Raw genomic sequence first — 17,387 nt, forward strand, 5'->3', positions numbered from 1 at the left:
CTCATGCCTCGCTCTGCGCGCCGGACCGCGAGCGGGCCGCGATCGTGGAGGCGGTGAAGTTGACCGCCAGGGTGAGGAGGAACAGCGCCAGGCCGGCGGCCATCAGGGCCGACATGCCGAAGGAGGACGCGTCGCCGTAGTGCAGGGCGATGAGGGAGGAGACCGAGTTGGAGCCGGTCTGCAGGATGTGCGGCTGGATCACGAAGACCGGCGAGATGATCATGTAGACGGCGATCGTCTCGCCCATCGCCCGGCCGAGCCCGAGCATCGTGCCGCCGATCATGCCGCCCTTGCCGTACGGCAGGACGACCGCGCGGATCATGCCCCAGCGGGTGGCGCCGAGCGCGTAGGCGCCCTCGCGTTCGCCGGCCGGGGCCTGGGCGAAGACCTCGCGCATCACCGAGCACTGGATGGGCGCGACCATCAGCGCGACGACGATCCCGGCGACGAACGCGGACGCGGTGTACACGCTCGCGGAGGCGAGCGGGTCGCCCGGGTGGGTGCCGTCGACCTTGAACAGGGGGATCCAGCCGAACCAGTCGGACAGCCAGCGCGACAGCCCGATCACGTGCGCCTGGAGGAAGAAGAGACCCCAGAGGCCGTAGACCACGGAGGGGACCGCCGCCATCAGGTCCACCAGGCTCACCAGGGTGCGGCGCAGTCCGCGCGGGGCGACGTCGGAGATGAACAGCGCCGTCCCGACCGCGAGTGGCACGGAGATCGTGACCGCGACCGCGGCGATCAGCAGGGTGCCGGTGAGCACGGCCGCGATGCCGAACTTGTGGACGTCCGGCTGCCATTGGGCCGTCGTCAGGAACGACGGGCCGGTGGCCCGCAGCGCCTGCGTCGCCCTCAGCAGCAGGAACAGTCCTACGGCGGCCATGATGCCGAGGACGACGACCCCGGTGGCCGTCAACTGGTAGCGGAAGACGCGGTCGCCGAGCCCGCGGGCGGCCTGTGGCCGTCTGGGCGGCCGATCGAGCACGGGTCTGTGAGGCTCCGATCTGCCGGAGCCCTTCTGCGCGGACAGCACGTGTCCCCCCACCTCAGGAAACGAAACGAAACGAAATGAAACGAGGCGCTTCGCGACTCCGGGTGGATGCCGCGCGGAGTGAGTCAATGGCCGGATTCTTTCGGCGCAGAGCTTCACATGTGGAGACTCGGTGAACGGGTCATGTCACTTCAGTGGGACTGCTGTGGAGGAAGCGCCAACGAGAGCACCCCGGGGCCGGCACGGATCCGGGCGGCGACCTCGTCGAGGTGACACTGTGTGCGGATGCCGGATGCCGGATGCCGGATGCCGGATGCCGGGTGGCCGTCCCTGCGAAGTGGGGGAGGCGCTGCTGGTGAACACCGCCTCGCTGTGCGCGCCGGACGCCGACCACTTCACCTCGCCCACCGGCTGATTCACACGGCCGATTCGCGCGGTTGATTCACTTCGTTCGCGGCCGAACGGTGGGAGCCTCCCTCATGGGAGACCAGCTTCGTGTCCGAAGACTCTTCGACGGGCGATCGCCGCTGATCGCCGAACTCGGCGCCGTGAACGTCCTGTTGGTGGATACCGCGACCTTCGCCGTGGCCGCGCCGCTGTACGCGCTCGGGGTGCGTGGTCTGTCCGAGGCGCAGGCTCAACGGCGGGGCGGGTGGCCGTCGTTGCGTGCTTACCGTCGTGAACTCGCGGACAGGTAACGCTTCGTGGCGGCCACACCGTTGCTGCTGGGCCTGTGCCTGATGACGCTCACCACCAGGGGCCTCGACCAGGGCTGGAGCGCCTTACTCCTCCCGGTGCACGGCCGCGAGGAACTCGGCGGTTCCGTCGAACTCGGGCTGCTGAACGCGGCGTTCGGCGTCTGCGCACTCACAGGAGCGCTGGTCTACGGGGCGGTGGGCGGCCGTGTCCGGCGGTGGGCCGTGTTCACGATCGGCCGGACTGCCCGCCACGCTGCTGCCGGTCGGCGGCGCGTATCTGCTCGCCACGCTGTGCCCGGTGATCTTCCCGGCCTGGCGGGAGATGGACAGCACCGGGTCTCCCCATGGCGGGGCAGAGGGCTCGCTGTCATAGGGGTCGATGGCGAAGCGGGTGAAGCGGGTGAAGCGGGCGTAGCGTCGTGGGCAGTCACGCCGACGGCCGCGACGCCCCTGAACCGTCCGGAACCGTCGGCTCTAGCCCTCCTTGGGCCCCGCCTGCTGAACCACCTCGAACGTCCACAGCGTCGCGCCCGTCGCGGCGGGCTTCGGCCGCTCACCCTGCGCGGACCCCTCCTGAGACCCGCCCTGAGACCCGTCCCGCGATCCCTGCGGGGAACCGTCCTGAGGGCCGCCCCGGTGCGCCGCCTGCCCCATCCCCGACATCCAGTTCTGGAAGTCCTCCTCGGCGCGCCAGCGCGTGTAGACGAGGTACGTGTCCGTGCCCTCGATTGGCCGGAGCAGCTCGAACCACTCGAAACCGTCCGAGCCGTCCACCGTCCCGGCCCGGCTGGCGAAGCGCTTCTCCAGCGTCTCGCGCTGCTCTTCGGGGACGGTGAGTACGTTGATCTTGACGATGCTCATGGGCCCATTGTCCCAGCGCCGCCACCCGGCCCGGTGAACTGGGGCGTCCTTCGGGGCGGTTGTGTGCCGAACGGCCGTTACCGGCGGTCCTCTTTCGGGTGATCTGTGCGCGGCATAACGGACGTAACGTTTCCTCACTTCGCCCGCTGAGCTGCGTTTTTGCTGGTGGGGCGGCCAATTTGGCTCGCGCGTTCGAATCGTGTCACGTTCCCGCCCCGATCTTGATCCGTTCTACAGTCGTCCCGCTCGTCCAAGATCACTTCCCCATCGAGGCGTGTGTTGACCTTCCGACTGCCCAGCGCAGCCCCGCTCTTGAAGACGCCGCAGACGGCCGTCGTCGAGGGCATCGCCGGTTTCGTCCCCCCGGACACCGTGCCGAACCACGCCCTGCCCGCCGCGTGGGACGTCGACGACGCCTGGGTCCGCAGACGCACCGGCATCGGCGAGCGCCGCCGCGCGGCACCGGGTGTGACCACCGGCGACCTCGCGCTGGAGGCGGCCGGCCGGGCGCTCGCGGTCGTCGGCGGCCCCCTGGTCGACGCCGTCGTCGTCGCCACCTCGACCCCCGACCGTCCGATGCCCGCCATGGCACCCCGGCTCGCCACCCGCCTCGGCCTCGGCGAGATCGCCGCCTGGGACGTCTCCGCCGCGTGCAGCGGTTTCGTCTACGGCCTCGCAGCCGCGGTCGGCGCCCTGACCTCGGGGTGCGCGGACCGGGTCCTGCTGGTCGCGGCCGAGGTGTACTCGACCCTGCTCGACCCGCAGGATCGTTCCGCCGGAATCCTGTTCGGCGACGGCGCGGCGGCGGTGGTCCTCCGGCGCGGTGAGCGGGACGAACCGGGCGCCGTCCGCGCGCTGGACCTCGGCAGCGACGGCTCGGGCGACGAACTGATCCAGGTGCCCGGCGGCGGTGCGCGGGAACGCTCCCGCCCCGACGCCTACGGCCCGGACGACCGCTACTTCCGGATGCGGGGACGTGAGGTGTTCCAGCATGCGGTGACCCGTATGACCCAGTCCGCCCACGCCGTGCTCAAGCGCGCGGACTGGGCGGCCGAGGATGTGGACAGGTTCTGCGCCCATCAGGCGAACGCCCGCATCCTGTCCGCCGTCGGCGCCCGCATCCCGGTACCCGACGAGCGGCATGTCACCAATATCGCGCGCGTCGGCAACACCGGCGCCGCGTCCATCCCGTTGGCCCTGGCCGACGCCGCCGCGCGGGACGAACTCCGCGCCGGGCAACGGGTGTTGCTGACCGCCTTCGGTGCCGGGCTCACCTGGGGCTCGGCGGCCCTGGTGTGGCCGGAGCTGCCGACCGTGCCGCACATCGACGTCGACATCGACGTCGACATCGACGTTGACATCGACGTCGACACCCGTATCGACACGCATATCGCCTGAGAGCGCCGGGCCGTTCTTGGGTGCGCCCTTTGCTCGCCCCCGCTCGTCCACTCATGTCTGTCATGCAGAAAACCGGTCGGATGACCCGGTTCCGGTAGGGATTCCGGTAGTCGCTCGCCCCGGAACTCCGCCCTCCCCGGAACTCCTCCCGCCCCGTCGAAAGGAACCCAATGTCCCCCGTCCAGACCGCCGTGACCGCCGTACTCACCGAGAAGTTCGAGGTCAGCGCGGACAGCATCCGTCCGGAGGCCACCCTGGAGAGCCTCGACCTCGACTCCCTCGCGCTGGCCGAACTCGCCCTGGCGCTCCAGGAGACGCTCGGGGTTCCGGTGGCGGAGGAAGAGGCCGCCAAGCACAGCACCGTGGGTGAGCTCGTCGCCGCGCTGAACGCCAAGCGGGCGTGATGAAGGCACCGTGCGCACCCGTCTCCGTCACCGGCCTGGGGCTCATCACCCCGGCCGGGGTCGGCCGCGAGGCGACCTGGGAGGGGATGCTGAGCGGGCGGTCCGCCGCCGCCACGGACCCCGAACTCAAGGGCTGCGCCGTCGACTTGTCCTGCCGTATCCCGCTGATGACCCCGGAGCAGGCCCGGATCGGCGGCGGCAAGGCCTGGCGCATGGGCCGGTTCAGCCAGCTCGCCGTGCTCGCGGCGCGCGAGGCCGTCGCCGACGCCGGGCTCGACCCGGCCGGGTGGGACGGTGCGCGGGTCGCCGTGGTGATCGGTTCGGGGCTGGCCGGAGCCGTGCACCTGGAGGACCAGGCGATCCGCCATCACCAGGGCGGTCCCGAACTCGTGTCGCCCGCGCTCGTGCCCATGCTGATCTCCAACATGGCCGCGGGGGAAGTGCTGTTGGACCTCGGCGCGCATGGTCCGTCCCTGGCGACCGAGACCGCGTGCGCCTCCGGGGCCAGTGCCCTGGCCGTCGCCCGGGGGCTGCTGCTCGCCGGGCTGTGCGACATCGCGGTGGCGGGCGGCGCGGAGGCGGCCGTCACCCCGGTGATCACGTCCGGCTTCCAGCGGATGGGCGCGCTCTCGTCCCGCGTCGACGAACCCGGCCTGGCCTCACGGCCGTTCGCCGCCGACCGGGACGGCTTCGTGATCTCCGAGGGGGCCGCGATCCTCGTCCTGGAACGCGAGGCGGACGCGCGCGCCCGTGGACAGCGGCGCTACGCCCGGCTCGCCGGGGCCGGTCAGACCTCCGACGCGTATCATCCGACGGCCCCCGCCCCGGGGGGAGTTCACGCCGAGAAGGCGCTGCGGTCGGCGCTCGCGGAGGCGGGGCTGCGTCCGGCCGACGTGGATCACGTCAACGCGCACGGGACCTCGACCCCGCTCAACGACCTCACCGAGGCGGAGTTGATCGAGCGCGTACTGCCCCACCGGCCGAGTGTCAGCGCCGCCAAGGGAGTTCTCGGGCACAGCCTCGGCGCGGCCGGTGCGATCGAGGCGGCGCTCACCGCCCTTACCGTGCACCGCTCCACCGTCCCGCCGATCGCCAACCTCACCCCGGACAACCTCCCCTTCGACCTGGACTGCGTCACGGGCGCACCCCGCCAGCAGCGCGTCCGGGCCGCCGTCAGCCACTCCTTCGGCTTCGGCGGACACAACGTGGTGCTCCTCCTCACCACCGAGGACTGACCGAACTGCCTGAAGGCCGCACCGGATTTACTTGATGAGAGGCCAATGACTCTGCACAGCACCATCGTTCACGCCACCGTCCACATCCCCGAAGGACGCCAGAGCGTGGCCGCCGTGGAGGACCGGTTCCGGGCGGGCAGCCCCGCCGTGCCGCTGTCGCGCGGGGTGCTCCAGCGGATGTACGGGCTGGCCGAGCGCACCGTGGCCGACGACCTGGAGCAGCCCTCCGACCTGGCCGCGCACGCCGCCCGGCGCCTGTTCGAGGACACCGGCAGCGGTCCGGGCGACGTGGACCTGCTCCTCTACGCCGGGATCCTCGCCGACATGGAGGAGCCGGCCACCGCCCATGTCGTCGCCGACAAACTGGGCCTGGGCTGCCCGGTGTTCGACCTGAAGAACGCCTGCAACGGAGTGCTCAACGCGCTGGAGGTCGCCGACGCGTTCATCCGGAGCGGGCAGTACCACCGGGTGCTGGTGACCACCGCCGAGGTCAGCACCCGGGAGAGCCGCTGGCAACTGGACGACCCCGCCGACCTGTTGACCGCACTGCCCAGCCTCAGCACCGGTGACATGGGCTCGGCGCTGCTGGTGGAGGCGGGCGAGCGGCCCGGCATCCTCGGGTCCCGGTTCTTCGCCAACTCCTGGGGCTGGCGCGCCGCGACCCTCCCCAACCCGTACGCGCAGCACCGCCGCCTCGGTCATCTCCGGATCGACTCCGCCCAGTTGGTCGGGTCGTTCGAGGGGCTGCCCGGCAAAGTGCGGGGCGCGATGCGTGAGTTGGGCATCGAGGGCGACGACCTGGACCTCGTCTGTGTGCACCAGCCCTCGGTGCCGTTCACCAAGGTCGTCTGCGACTGGGTGGGCGTGGACCCGGGCCGCGTCCTGGCCACCTTCCCCACCCACGGCAACGTGGCCACCAACACCATCCCGCTCCAACTCGCCGCCGCCCTCGACAGCGGACGCCTCCAACGCGGCGACCTGGTCGGCATGTTCGGCTTCGCGAGCGGGGCCAGCGCGGGAGTGGTCGTCTGCCGCTGGTGAGCGCCGCCGGCCGGCCACGACAACTCCCCGACGCCGTAGGAAAGTCCCCGCACCGTACGCATCCGGAAGGGCCATGACCGTGACCCCCACGCCCCGTATCGCTCCCCTCCCGCCCGTCGAATGGCCCCCGGTCCTACGGTCGTTGCTCGCCGACTCCCGGCAGGACGGCCCCGGCCGGGAGAACCTGTTCGGCACCCTCGCCCATCATCCCGTGCTGGCCCACGCCTGGCTCTCCCTCGCCCGCGTCCTCACCCACGAGGGCACCCTCGGCCACCGCAGACGCGAGTTGATCGTCCTGCGGGTCGCGCACCGGCTCGACGCGTCCTACGTCCACCGCCGGCACCGCATCCCGGCCACGGACGCCGGACTGACGGACGCGGAGATCGACGCGACGGCGGCCGGGCTGAGCACTCACCCGTGGTCGGCGCAGGACCGCGCCCTCCTGGAGGCGGCCGACCTGCTCGCCGCCAACTCCCCGCTACCTGGCGGCCTTTGGGAGCGGCTCGCCCACGCCTTGAGCCCGGAGCGACTCCTCGAACTCCTGGTCCTGGCCGGCCAGACCGCCACCATGTGCACCACGCTCAACACCCTCCGCACTCCCTCCGACGCGGACACCGACAGCGCGGCTCGGCAGCCGTCCCTCGTCGTGCTCCTGGACCGGGACCGCTGTTGCAGCGCGGGCCAGTGCGTCGGCGCGGCGCCCGAGGTGTTCGAGCAGGACGAGTCGGACGGCCGGGTCGCCCTGCTCGTCCCGGACCCGGACGCGCGGTACGCCGACGAGGTGCGCTTCGCCGCCGATCTGTGCCCCGGCGGAGCCATCACGCTGCTCGACCACGAGGAGACCGCCCACCCATGACCGTCGCCACCGCCCTCGAACTCCCGGCCCCTTACGGCAGTTGCCCCTTCGATCCGCCGCCCACTTACACCGCCGCCGCCCGCGAGGCCGCCGTCACCCGTGCCGTGCTGCCGGACGGCACCGCGTGCTGGCTGGTCACCGGCTACGACGAGGTGCGGGCCGTGCTGGCCGACGCCCGGTTCAGCGCGGACGCGCGCACGCCCGGCTTCCCGTTCCTCTCCGCCGGGCAGCGTGAACTGGCCACCGCCAAGCCGAGTTTCATCCGCATGGACGACCCCGAACACGCCCGGCTGCGCCGTATGGTCACCAAGGACTTCCTGGTCAAGCGCATCGAGCAACTGCGCCCCGGCATCCAGGACATCGTCGACCGGGCCGTGGACCGGATGACCGAGGGCCGCACCTCGGCCGACCTGGTGGCGGACTTCGCGCTGCCGATCCCCTCGCTGGTCATCTGCCTGATGCTCGGAGTGCCGTACGAGGACCACGAGTTGTTCCAGTCGCTCAGCCGGACTCTTCTCGACAACCGCACCACCCGAGCGGAGGCGGAGCGTGCGCACGCCCAACTCATGGGATATCTGGCCGGGTTGGCGGAACACAAGAGACGGCACCCCGGCGACGACATCCTCAGCAGGCTCGCCGCCCGCGAGGACCTGACCGACCAGGAGACCGCCTCGCTGGGCTTCCTGCTGCTGGTCACCGGGCACGAGTCCACCGCGAACATGACGGCCGTCAGTGTGCTCGCCCTGCTGCGCCGCCCCGACCAGGCGGAACTCCTGCGTGAGGGGCCGGACTTGGTGCGCGGGGCCGTCGAGGAACTCCTGCGCCACCTCACGATCATCCACCTGGGTCTGGGCCGGGCGGCGACCGGGACCGTGCGGGTGGGCGAGGTGACGATCCCGGCGGGCGAGGGCGTGATCTGCATGCTGTCCACGGCCAACCGCGACGAGCAACTCTTCGGCCCCGCGCACGACTTGGACCTCACCCGGGACGCCCGCCGCCATGTCGCCTTCGGCTACGGCGTCCACCAGTGCCTCGGCCAGACCCTGGCCCGGGTGGAACTCCAGACCGTCCTCAGCACGCTGCTGCGCCGCCTGCCCACCCTGCGCCTGGCCGTCCCGGCGGCCGAACTCACCTACAACCAGGACAACATCGTGTACGGGCTGAGTGCGCTCCCGGTCGCCTGGACCTGACCGAGATCTGGTCAGAAGACGCGGCCGAGGTCCTGCTGCACGATCGTCCGCATGCTGTGCTCGGCGAGCGCGGCGATCGTCATGGACGGGTTGCAGGCGCCGGTCGAGCCCGGGATGCGGGCGCCGTCGAGGACGTAGAGGCCCTTGTGGCCCAGGACCCGGCCGGTGAGGTCGACGGCGTCGCCGAACGGGACGCCGCCCAACGAGTGCCAGGTGGACGGGGCTTGGGCGTTGGTGTCGATCATGATGCCGCCGCCCGCCGTGGCGATATCCTGCATCCGGGCCGCGATCAGCGCTTGCAGTTCGGCGTCCGTGTCGGTCGGCCAGGTGAGGACGGCGTCGTCGGTGGTGGCGTCGTAGGCCCAGGTGCCCGCGCCGTCGACGATGCCGAAGCCGACGACGGTGAGGGCCGTGACGCCGGTCTGCTGGATGGGTGATCCGGCGTGCACGACCGTGAGCGGGATCGCGCTGTTCGGGTCGCGGCCGCCGACGCAGGCCGGGCCGCCCTGCTGGGTGCCCGCGTCGCCGGTCGGGTTGATCCAGGCCCAGATGCGGTCGCCGTTGTTGCCCCAGCCGGTGCCGATGGCGTCGGGCAGGTCCGGAATCAGGCCCTTGGCACGGGACTTGACCAGCAGCCGGGTGGTGCCGGGCGAGCCCGCGTTGAGGAAGACCGCGTCCGCCGTGATCCGGATCTGCTCCTGCACGGTGCCGGCCGTGTCGATGCGGTCGACGGACAGTACCCACTTCTTGTTCGCGTCCATCGCGAGATCGCGCACGACGTGCAGCGGCGCCACCTGCACCAGCCCGGTCGACTCCGCCTGCGCGAGATAGGTGACGTCGATGGAGTGCTTGCCGCCGTTGTCGACGCCGAACGCGATGTCGCTGGTGGTGTACGTCGGGTCGTACAGACCCTCCAACTCGCCCCGGACATAGGCCCAGTCGATGGGCAGCGGCACCTTGAACGGGGTCAGGCCCGCCTTCGGCGCGATGTCCTGGAAGAGGCGCGAGGACTTGTAGGGGTCGGAGGCGAGCACGTCGTAGGGGATGGTGGAGATGCCCAGCATCCGCGAAACGGTGGGGTAGGCCCAGAGGTTGAGGTCGTCGTAGAGGCCGGCCGCCTGCGGGATGGAGGTGGCGAAGTCCGCCTTCGTCGGTTGCAGGGTCATGCCGTGGTACATGATCGATCCGCCGCCGACCGCCGCGCCGCACATGGCCGTCATGCCGTTTCCCACGACGGCTTCGAGCACGCCCGTGTACGGCGTCCAGGTCTGGCTGCCGCCGCCGACGACGGCGTGGTCGGTGAGCCAGGCGGAGCGGTTGTCCATGTTCGCGAAGCGGCAGAACGTGGTCGCGTCCGGGCCGGTCGGCCAGCGCCGGCCGCGCTCCAGCACCAGGGTGGAGACGCCGGCTTGGGCGAGGCGTAACGCCGTGACGCCGCCGCCGAAGCCGGTGCCGACGACGACGGCCCGTTCGCGAAGTTCCGTGACGGCGGACTTGGTTGAGGCCGCGGCCCGGGTCTGTCCGGCGGCGGCCAGGGCGACCGCGCCGAGGGCGGTGGCGCCGAGCAGGCTGCGGCGGCTGAGGGTGGGGTGGGGGGAGGTGTGTGCGGGCATGGGGGGACTCCGGCAACCGTAGGGGGAGTGCGAGTCGCCGGGAGCGTAGCGCGATTGGACATGACACTGTCAACAAGCGATAATGCAATTCTCGGATTGGAGAGTGATGATTTCGCTCCGTCGTCCCCGAATCGTGTGGTGGTTCGGGGTGGGTCTCTTCCATGTCCCGTGAATCCGATCACCGCCAAGTGTTCGGTCTGTACACTCCGTTACCCGTCGAAACCGTGTGTGAGGGTGAGAGGTGGGACGGTGTCGGTGACGCCTGCGGCCGGGGACAGGATCGACGGCCGCTATCTCCTGCACGAGCCCATCGGCACCGGTGGCATGGGCGTCGTGTGGCGGGCCTGGGACGAACGGCTGGAGCGCTGGGTCGCGGTCAAGTGCGCGCGCCTGGACGACGATCGGGCCACCCGGCGGCTCATGGGCGAGGCCCGCAACGCGGGGCGGCTGCACCACCCGAACATCGTGGCCGTCTTCGACTACGTCGACAAGGGCACCACCTGCTGGATCGTCATGGAGTACGTCCCCTCCCGCAGCCTCGCCCAACTCATGGCCCAGCGCGGTCCGTTGACGCCTGAGGAAGCAGGGTCGATCGGCTGCCAGATCGCGGACGCGCTGGTGAAGTCGCATCGTGCGGGGGTGGTGCACGGCGATGTGACCCCGGAGAACATCCTCGTCACCGACGAAGGCGTCGCCAGACTCACCGACTTCGGGATCTCCCGCGCCCTGGGCAACGATGCCACGACCAGCACGACCGGCACGGTGCGCGGCAAACCCCGCTATCTGGCACCGGAGTTGGCGAAGGGGCAGCCCGCGGGCGAGAAGGCGGACGTGTTCTCCCTGGGCGCCTCGCTGTTCGCGGCGGTCGAGGGGCAGTCGCCGTACGGCGAGGCCGAGCACCTCATGACGTATCTCGCCCGGGCCGTCGAGGGGCACATCGAGCCCGCGCGCCGGGCCGGTCAACTCGCTGCACCGCTGGCCGCGTTGCTGGAGGTCGACCCCGGGGACAGACCCGACGCCGCGCACGCCAGGAAGCTGCTGACCCGCGCCGCCCCGCCGCCCGCGCACATCCAGGAGCGACTGGACGACCGCCGCACCCTCGACCTGGAGTCCTCGACCCTCCGGCTGGGCTGTGCCTCCCGCCGCACCCGGGACGTCCTCACCCTCTCGCTGCCGCGCCGCGTACGCCGCCGCCCGCTCGCCATCACGGCGGCGACGCTCGTCACGGTGGGCGCGGTCGCGGCGGGCCTCGTCGCCCTCCACCCCTGGGGTTCAACGGGTTCCGACCACAAAGATGTTGGCCTCGCCGACGCGAAGCCTTCGGCCGGCGCACGGGCCGGGACCATGGGCGACGAGCGTACGGCGGACCCCTGCGGGCTGGTCGACGCCGCCTCGCTCAGCCGCTTCGGGCACACCGGACTCGACCCGGACTACGGGGAGATCGACCGGTGCGACGTCCTGGTGCACAACACGAGCGGTGACGACATCGCGGACCTTCAGGTCAACCTCGACGCGGACCGGGACGACTTCGACGACGTCCGGTCCACCCGCCTCGTCGGCAACCTCACGGTCGTGACCGTCAAGCGGGACGGCGAGACCTGCGAACGGGCCGTCCTGCCCACCGACGGCACCCAGATCCGGGTCGTCGGGCGGCAGTTGGCCCCCTCCTCGCCCGACCCGTGCCAACTGGCCGACGCCGCCACCGATCACCTGGTCGGCGTCCTGGCCGACGGCCCGGTACCCCGACGCGCGGTGGCACCGGCCGCCGACTCCCTGGCCCGGCTCGACACCTGCACCCTCCTCGACGCCGCCGACCTGACCCGCGTGCCCGGCGTCCAACTCGCCAACCAGGACCGCGGGTTCGGCTCCTGGGACTGCGACTGGTCCAGCGACGACGGCAAGCGCGAGGTCGAGATCCAGTTCGGCCGGGACAACTCCCTCGACGCCGACGACGGCACGCTGGTGAACGTCGCCGACACCAAGAGCTACTACGTCGCGGACGAGGCCGAGGACGACAGCTGCACCGTACGGACCCCGCACCGCACGTACACGGACTCCGTCGGCGAGGAGACCACCGAACTGTTCCAGCTGACCGTGTACGCGCCCGGGCCCGGCAAGCAACTCTGCGGTGTGGCAGAAGAGTTGGCGGGCCGGGTCGTGGGGAACATCGCGAAGCGACTGCCCGCGCGCTGAGGAACGCGCTCAGGGCTCTCAGGGTTGTACGGGCATGGTCCAGCAGTTGGAGACGGTGGGCCTGCCGGCCAGGCGGTCGGTGAGCCAGTTGATGGCGTCGGTCTGGTCGGTGAGCAGGGGCGCGAAGTGGTTGAGGAGCGCGCTGCCGACACTGGGCAGGACGACGGCCTTGTACGTGACGTCGGCGCCCTTCGCGCACCAGTCGAGGGCGAGTTGGCGGGCCTGGGCGTGCGGGACGAGGTTGTCGCTGACGCCGGTGACGACGCGGACGGGCCCGGACGGTTTCAGCGTGCCGATGCGCTGGCTGTCGAGGAAGTCCTTGAGTGCGGGAGTCGCGGCGATGATGGCGCTGATGGACTGCCCGTCGGTGGTCCAACTGGTGCTCTTCGCATAGCCGTAGCCGAGCAGCGCGTCGGCGACGCACATCGTCGACAGGTCGGTGAGCGCGGCCTTTCCGGCGTCGTTGAGATGCGCCTCGGCGAGGGGCTTCAGGTCCGGGTCGGACTGGAGGAACCCGTTGAGCGACCAGCCCAGCGCGCCCGCGAGTTCGCTGCCGTCGATGGCCTTGGTGACGGAGGTGAGATCGGCGGGCGGGGCGCCGGCGTAGGTCCCGGCGAGGGTGACGTCGGGGGCGTAGGAGGACTGGAGTTCGGCCGCGGCCGCGGTGGCGCCGCCGCCCTGGCTGTAGCCGTAGAGCCCGACCGGCGAGGCGGCGGTGACCGAGGTCCCGCCGACCGAACGGGCGGCGCGTACGGCGTCCAGCACCGCGTGCGCCTCGTCGATCCGGTTGACGTAGGTGTGCAGCCGGTCGGTGGCGCCCAGGCCGACGTAGTCGGTGACGACGACGGCGACGCCCTCGGCGAGGAGGCGGTAGATCGCCAGATCCTCGTAACCGACCGAGACCGTCTGGCTGTTGAGGGAAATGGGATGTTCCAGGCCCATGGACGCGGAGCACTGGTCGCCCTGTCCGAGGGTGCCGGGGGCGACCGCGACGAGGGGGCGCGGGCCGGAGCCGGACCAGTCGGCGGACGGTTCGATGTAGGCACCGGTGACGGCGACGGGCTGTCCGTTCGAGTCGGTGGACTTGTACATCAGGCGCGTCGCGGTACCGGGGAGCGTGCCGTCGAGTCCGGGCAGGCTCAGCGCGAGGGGGAGGGGCTCGGTGCGGATCAGGGTGCCGTCGGTGGTGGGGAGGGTGGTGGGCGGGTTGTAGAACTCGGGGATGGTGACGCCCCGGGAGACGACTTCGGCGGAGGCGGTGGAGTCGGTGGACTCCGTTGCGGCGTTGGCGGTCGTCAGGGCGAGGCACTGGGCGCCGAGACAGGCGGCGGCGGTGAACGCGGCGGCGAGCAGGCGTCGTTGACGTGCGGGCATGGCAAGGCGTGCGGGCATGGCGAACCTCCTGTGGAGCGGCTGGCAGGAAGCGGCGCCGCGGTGGCGCACCCGCGTCCCACGGGAGCGCCACCGCCGCTGGGGAAGTGGTTCGCCTGGAACTTACCTGCGGGTAAGTTACTCGTGATACCCGTCGGTAGGTTACGTTTCGGTAATGTGACTGACGGTCAGCGGATTCTGTGCGTCGGTTGTCGGGCGGCCGTCAGTCCGCCGTCACCGTCGCCGCGACCCGCTCCAGGAACCCGGCGACGGCCTCCGGCTCGCTCACCATCAGGTCGTGACCGGTGTCGATGTCCCACAACCGGCCTGCCGCGCGCGCCGGTTCGAGGTCGGCGGGATCGCGGTAGGGCAGGGTCGACGTGCAGACGATCTGGGACTGCGGAAGCGCCCGCACCCCCGCCTCGTCCGTGAGCCGCAGTGGCTGGGTGAAGCACTTCCAGGGGTGTGGCGTGATTTTCGGCGCGAGCCAGGCGATGTCGTCGGGATCGGTCAACCCGTAAGCGGGCATGGGCCCTTCGCCGGGAAAGTTCACCAGCTCCACCCCGTCCACCACCCGCCCCATCGCCCGCGACGCCGTCATCAACTCCGGTGCGAGATCGGCGAGGGACTGGCCGTTCGCCGGGGTGGCCGCGTCGAGGTAGACGAGGTGGCCGACGTGGTCGGGGGCGCGGTCGGCGACTCCGGTGATGACCATCCCGCCGTAGCTGTGCCCGACCAGAATCGCGCCGAACAACCCTTCGTAGCACAGCACTTGAACCACATCGGTGATGTGGGTGTCGAGGTCGACCCCGGGCCCGAGCAGATGCGCCCGCTCGCCGAGCCCGGTCAGGGTCGGGGTGTACACGTCGTGCCCGCTCGCGCGCAGGATCCGCGCGACGCGCTGATAACACCATCCGCCGTCCGGGACCCAACCGACGGCCGGGCCTAGCCGATGACCAAGAGATGACCTGTCAGCGCCGGCCGCGCACGATCTACCTCAAGGGGCAGGTCCCTCAGAGGTGTTGCTTACCCTGGCTGACAAGTCGGCTGATACCGGCGCGGGTTCGCTCCCTCCGGGCGTCGAACTCGTCCCTGCCGTCGGCCTTGGGCATCACCGTGATGTCGGCGAGCACGTCCTCCGCGGCCCGGCTCAGCGCCTCGTCGTCCGTGAGCATCTGCACCCGGAACAGGGCCTCTTGGGCGTTGGAGCGGAGGTCGTAGGCTCGGACGCGGACCGTGGCGGCGTCTTCCGGTGGCGGCTGTTCGTGCTCGCAGAACCAGAGGTGGACCAGGCAGCGGCGATAGTTGATCAGCGCGCCGGCGTAGAGGGAGTAGGCGTCGAGCCGCTCCTGCCGGAGCCTCTCGCGGCGCGCGAACTGGTGACTCCGGTCGGTGCTGCGCTGCTGGAACGCCAGAGTGATCCCCGAACCGAGCAGAGTCCCCAGGACGGCTATGCCACTGGCGATGATGGTCTCCACGCGGCAAGCTGATCACGCGAGGTAGGCGTCGGCATGCCGTATGCCCAACTCCGAGGGATCACGGGCAGTTGGCTCCCCTCTCTCCCACCTCGGCGATGTCAGTCCTTCGTGCCATCATCCTGGCGTGCTGAGGATCCCCGGATACGAAGGCGGCCCGCTGGTCGAGGGCGGCGCACATCTGGACAATCCGTTCTTCTGGCCTGTGCATCTCGGCAGTTGTCTGCGCGGTGAGGACGCGCAACGAGCCGCGTTCGGGGCGGACTGGGACGCGGCGATGCGGCTCTACGACGTCCTCTCCGCCGAGCAGCAGTGGCCGACGTTCAGCGTGCCCCTCCGCTCAGGCCACACCATCCACGTCGTCTACCGCAACTACGACGGGGACCGCGGGGTGGACTACCTGATCCACCACCCGACTTGGCCGACTGCGGAAACCCTGGCCGTGGACGACGGTCACTTCATGGGCCCGGGCCTGGCGTGGTCGGAGCTGCTGTCCGCTGCTGGACAGGCGCCAGCAGGGGGAGTTGACGCTCCCGATGCCCGCCTCTTGCTGCTCTTCCCCACGCTCGGCGACGCCCAACTGCCTGACGACGCGGCCGTTTCCCTCACCGCCGCGCTCAGTGCACTCACCTGGATCGAAGAGCCCGCCGAGGTAGCGGGCATGCTCCTTGAGAAGCAGGGGCAATGGGCTCCCGCCTACTGGAGCTTGGCGAGCGGCGTCCGCATCAACGACGGCAGCCATTCGTACCGGAACCCCGGCAACGGCTTCGCTCTGGCCGGGGGCCGCCTGCGGGAGATCAGCGACGCGCTGAACGGCGGTGGTGAAGCGGCGGATCAGTGGACATCTGGCTGATGCTCTGCGTTGGGGAAGCTGAGATCATCTGTCCCCGGCGCGGTGTTGGGGGACGCCTGGGGCTTCGTCTTTCGCCGGCGCTGGTGCCAACGCTCCGACAATTCCCCGGTCACGACGGAGACAGCGGCCATCTCGGCACATGTCGGCCAGCTCTTGGAGTCGCCGATGACCAGACCGACGAGGCGGAACGACACCGTGACCAGGCACCACCAGACGACAAACCCGGCTGCCGCGCGGATCCACCTGCGTCTGTCGCTCACGGGGCAAAGGTAGCTGGCCGGTGGTGGGCGCCGGCGGTTGCTGGGATTGCCGTACTTCGCTGCTGTACCGCAGGATCGAACGATGTCCCGAACAGTAGGCGCGCACACCGCCGACCCGTGCCCTCGATGCTTCCTTGAGGCGGTTCGTCCGGGCAAGCCGATGAGCGTGGGTGGGCGTGATGCGGTCGGTTACCTCTGCGATCACTGTGCGCATGCGTGGACCCGGCCGGTTGAGGACGACCTGGACGTCTACGACACCGTCAGGGTGGACCTCCCCGACGTGACGCTCTACGGCACCGTCTGGCAGGTGGATGACGATCGCGTCCAGGTGCGTGGCGTGGGCGGGGAGTGGTTGCGGTGGGTCGAGCGGTGGAGGGTGATCGTCTACTGAAGGCCCATTTCCCACTGCGGTGGTGGGGCGACTGGTCGTTGGTGCCGACCCGGCTCCGGGTCTCGCTGGTCGCGGTGAACGGGGCGGCACGGGACGGAAGTTAAGTCGCGACGAGGACAAGGTGTCCCCGACCGAGTGACGTAGAGCCCGTTCGGCATCCGTGATCAGGCAGGGTCACCTATGGTGCGTCTCGCTCTTGCACACTCAGCGAGCCGGGGAGCCGACACACAATGACGACAGCGCCTGATCAGCCGCCTGCCCAGCCGTACGGGCAGCCTCCGGCGATCATCATCAACAACAACATCTCCACCGTCGCGTCTGCCTCAGCCGTCATCGGCGGGGTGGGCCTCAGGCGTCGACGTCAGTCGCTGTGGGTTCACTTCTGGCTGTTCATGTTCACCGCAGGTCTCGGAAACGTCTTCTACGCGGTGCACGTGAGCCGCTGGAACCGCGACAGAGGTCTGTGACATTGGGCAGAGCTACCCAGAAGCCCCTTCCGGCTCGACACCTCCGGAAGGGCCTCCTTCTGTGCCTCCAGCTAGCGGCCAGAGATATGA

General features: G+C 70.6%; 19 protein-coding genes and 1 pseudogene. 12 read left to right on the forward strand and 8 right to left on the reverse strand.

Features of this window, described 5'->3' with window-relative positions; genetic code table 11:
- Window position 1: 1 nt before the first annotated feature.
- Window positions 2–985 (reverse strand): phosphate ABC transporter permease subunit PstC, encoded by a 984-nt coding sequence (gene pstC, locus ACIRRY_RS17535; protein ID WP_403973198.1) that lies wholly within the window; start codon window positions 983–985, stop codon window positions 2–4.
- Window positions 986–1,283: 298 nt separating this feature from the next.
- On the opposite strand from pstC, the gene ACIRRY_RS17540 reads away from it, so the two are divergent.
- Complete coding sequence (locus ACIRRY_RS17540; RefSeq protein WP_403973201.1) at window positions 1,284–1,406, forward strand: hypothetical protein; 123 nt, start codon at window positions 1,284–1,286, stop codon at window positions 1,404–1,406.
- Between the two features lie 64 nt (window positions 1,407–1,470).
- Window positions 1,471–1,689, forward strand: a complete 219-nt coding sequence (locus ACIRRY_RS17545; RefSeq protein WP_403973203.1) for a hypothetical protein — start codon at window positions 1,471–1,473, stop codon at window positions 1,687–1,689.
- A gap of 84 nt (window positions 1,690–1,773) precedes the next feature.
- Here the strand turns inward: ACIRRY_RS17545 and ACIRRY_RS17550 are convergent, their stop codons facing one another.
- Complete coding sequence (locus tag ACIRRY_RS17550) at window positions 1,774–2,022, reverse strand: hypothetical protein (protein WP_403973205.1); 249 nt, start codon at window positions 2,020–2,022, stop codon at window positions 1,774–1,776.
- Between the two features lie 141 nt (window positions 2,023–2,163).
- Window positions 2,164–2,550 (reverse strand): antibiotic biosynthesis monooxygenase family protein, encoded by a 387-nt coding sequence (locus tag ACIRRY_RS17555; protein WP_403973208.1) that lies wholly within the window; start codon window positions 2,548–2,550, stop codon window positions 2,164–2,166.
- Between the two features lie 279 nt (window positions 2,551–2,829).
- Between ACIRRY_RS17555 and ACIRRY_RS17560 the strand changes: the two genes are divergently transcribed.
- From ACIRRY_RS17560 to ACIRRY_RS17585, 6 genes are all read left to right on the forward strand, one after another.
- Window positions 2,830–3,948, forward strand: a complete 1,119-nt coding sequence (locus tag ACIRRY_RS17560; RefSeq protein WP_403973211.1) for a beta-ketoacyl-ACP synthase 3 — start codon at window positions 2,830–2,832, stop codon at window positions 3,946–3,948.
- Window positions 3,949–4,118: 170 nt separating this feature from the next.
- The gene (locus tag ACIRRY_RS17565; protein ID WP_329254213.1) at window positions 4,119–4,352 is read left to right on the forward strand and encodes a phosphopantetheine-binding protein; all 234 of its coding nucleotides are present in this window, start codon (window positions 4,119–4,121) and stop codon (window positions 4,350–4,352) included.
- Window positions 4,352–5,587: a beta-ketoacyl-[acyl-carrier-protein] synthase family protein gene (locus ACIRRY_RS17570; protein ID WP_403973632.1), complete on the forward strand. Its 1,236-nt coding sequence runs from the start codon at window positions 4,352–4,354 to the stop codon at window positions 5,585–5,587. Before ACIRRY_RS17565 ends, ACIRRY_RS17570 begins: the two co-directional genes overlap by 1 nt.
- A gap of 45 nt (window positions 5,588–5,632) precedes the next feature.
- Entirely contained in the window at window positions 5,633–6,628 is a 996-nt protein-coding gene (locus ACIRRY_RS17575; RefSeq protein ID WP_403973214.1) for a 3-oxoacyl-ACP synthase III family protein, read from the forward strand.
- Window positions 6,629–6,701: 73 nt separating this feature from the next.
- Complete coding sequence (locus tag ACIRRY_RS17580) at window positions 6,702–7,484, forward strand: ferredoxin (RefSeq protein WP_403973217.1); 783 nt, start codon at window positions 6,702–6,704, stop codon at window positions 7,482–7,484.
- A complete protein-coding gene (locus ACIRRY_RS17585; protein ID WP_403973219.1) occupies window positions 7,481–8,674 on the forward strand; it encodes a cytochrome P450 in 1,194 nt (397 codons plus the stop codon). Before ACIRRY_RS17580 ends, ACIRRY_RS17585 begins: the two co-directional genes overlap by 4 nt.
- An 11-nt stretch (window positions 8,675–8,685) precedes the next feature.
- Here the strand turns inward: ACIRRY_RS17585 and ACIRRY_RS17590 are convergent, their stop codons facing one another.
- A complete protein-coding gene (locus tag ACIRRY_RS17590) occupies window positions 8,686–10,287 on the reverse strand; it encodes a GMC oxidoreductase (protein WP_403973221.1) in 1,602 nt (533 codons plus the stop codon).
- Window positions 10,288–10,536: 249 nt separating this feature from the next.
- Here ACIRRY_RS17590 and ACIRRY_RS17595 point away from each other — a divergent pair, with 249 nt between their 5' ends.
- On the forward strand, window positions 10,537–12,480 hold the full coding sequence (locus ACIRRY_RS17595; protein WP_403973223.1) for a protein kinase: 1,944 nt from the start codon (window positions 10,537–10,539) through the stop codon (window positions 12,478–12,480).
- Between the two features lie 18 nt (window positions 12,481–12,498).
- Here the strand turns inward: ACIRRY_RS17595 and ACIRRY_RS17600 are convergent, their stop codons facing one another.
- The 3 genes and pseudogenes from ACIRRY_RS17600 to ACIRRY_RS17610 all read right to left on the reverse strand — a co-directional run bounded on the left by ACIRRY_RS17600 (window position 12,499) and on the right by ACIRRY_RS17610 (window position 15,329).
- Complete coding sequence (locus tag ACIRRY_RS17600; protein ID WP_403973635.1) at window positions 12,499–13,854, reverse strand: alpha/beta fold hydrolase; 1,356 nt, start codon at window positions 13,852–13,854, stop codon at window positions 12,499–12,501.
- 220 nt (window positions 13,855–14,074) lie between these two features.
- A pseudogene (locus ACIRRY_RS17605) lies at window positions 14,075–14,758 on the reverse strand (alpha/beta fold hydrolase); the annotation flags it as partial.
- A gap of 106 nt (window positions 14,759–14,864) precedes the next feature.
- Entirely contained in the window at window positions 14,865–15,329 is a 465-nt protein-coding gene (locus ACIRRY_RS17610) for a hypothetical protein (RefSeq protein WP_403973226.1), read from the reverse strand.
- A gap of 124 nt (window positions 15,330–15,453) precedes the next feature.
- Between ACIRRY_RS17610 and ACIRRY_RS17615 the strand changes: the two genes are divergently transcribed.
- Window positions 15,454–16,179: a hypothetical protein gene (locus ACIRRY_RS17615; protein WP_403973229.1), complete on the forward strand. Its 726-nt coding sequence runs from the start codon at window positions 15,454–15,456 to the stop codon at window positions 16,177–16,179.
- Here the strand turns inward: ACIRRY_RS17615 and ACIRRY_RS17620 are convergent.
- Window positions 16,161–16,439, reverse strand: a complete 279-nt coding sequence (locus tag ACIRRY_RS17620; RefSeq protein ID WP_403973232.1) for a hypothetical protein — start codon at window positions 16,437–16,439, stop codon at window positions 16,161–16,163. The two genes, ACIRRY_RS17615 and ACIRRY_RS17620, sit on opposite strands and share 19 nt — an antisense overlap.
- A gap of 166 nt (window positions 16,440–16,605) precedes the next feature.
- On the opposite strand from ACIRRY_RS17620, the gene ACIRRY_RS17625 reads away from it, so the two are divergent.
- Window positions 16,606–16,830, forward strand: coding sequence for a hypothetical protein (locus tag ACIRRY_RS17625; RefSeq protein ID WP_403973235.1), 225 nt, complete (start codon window positions 16,606–16,608; stop codon window positions 16,828–16,830).
- A gap of 230 nt (window positions 16,831–17,060) precedes the next feature.
- Window positions 17,061–17,297 carry a hypothetical protein gene (locus ACIRRY_RS17630; protein ID WP_403973237.1) on the forward strand — a complete coding sequence of 79 codons (237 nt, stop codon included), beginning with the start codon at window positions 17,061–17,063 and terminating at the stop codon, window positions 17,295–17,297.
- The last annotated feature ends 90 nt before the right edge of the window (window positions 17,298–17,387 follow it).

This window comes from Streptomyces sp. NPDC101776 (genome assembly GCF_044766845.1).
GTDB lineage: Bacteria > Actinomycetota > Actinomycetes > Streptomycetales > Streptomycetaceae > Streptomyces.

What these genes read in the sequence shown, in the direction of transcription:
- ACIRRY_RS17540 (WP_403973201.1), top strand. Translation starts at nt 1,284, where the DNA reads ATGCCGGATGCCGGATGCCGGATGCCGGGTGGCCGTCCCTGCGAAGTG.
- ACIRRY_RS17545 (WP_403973203.1), top strand. Translation starts at nt 1,471, where the DNA reads ATGGGAGACCAGCTTCGTGTCCGAAGACTCTTCGACGGGCGATCGCCG.
- ACIRRY_RS17555 (WP_403973208.1), bottom strand. Translation starts at nt 2,550, where the DNA reads ATGAGCATCGTCAAGATCAACGTACTCACCGTCCCCGAAGAGCAGCGC.
- ACIRRY_RS17565 (WP_329254213.1), top strand. Translation starts at nt 4,119, where the DNA reads ATGTCCCCCGTCCAGACCGCCGTGACCGCCGTACTCACCGAGAAGTTC.
- ACIRRY_RS17570 (WP_403973632.1), top strand. Translation starts at nt 4,352, where the DNA reads ATGAAGGCACCGTGCGCACCCGTCTCCGTCACCGGCCTGGGGCTCATC.
- ACIRRY_RS17575 (WP_403973214.1), top strand. Translation starts at nt 5,633, where the DNA reads ATGACTCTGCACAGCACCATCGTTCACGCCACCGTCCACATCCCCGAA.
- ACIRRY_RS17580 (WP_403973217.1), top strand. Translation starts at nt 6,702, where the DNA reads ATGACCGTGACCCCCACGCCCCGTATCGCTCCCCTCCCGCCCGTCGAA.
- ACIRRY_RS17585 (WP_403973219.1), top strand. Translation starts at nt 7,481, where the DNA reads ATGACCGTCGCCACCGCCCTCGAACTCCCGGCCCCTTACGGCAGTTGC.
- ACIRRY_RS17590 (WP_403973221.1), bottom strand. Translation starts at nt 10,287, where the DNA reads ATGCCCGCACACACCTCCCCCCACCCCACCCTCAGCCGCCGCAGCCTG.
- ACIRRY_RS17600 (WP_403973635.1), bottom strand. Translation starts at nt 13,854, where the DNA reads ATGCCCGCACGTCAACGACGCCTGCTCGCCGCCGCGTTCACCGCCGCC.
- ACIRRY_RS17630 (WP_403973237.1), top strand. Translation starts at nt 17,061, where the DNA reads ATGACGACAGCGCCTGATCAGCCGCCTGCCCAGCCGTACGGGCAGCCT.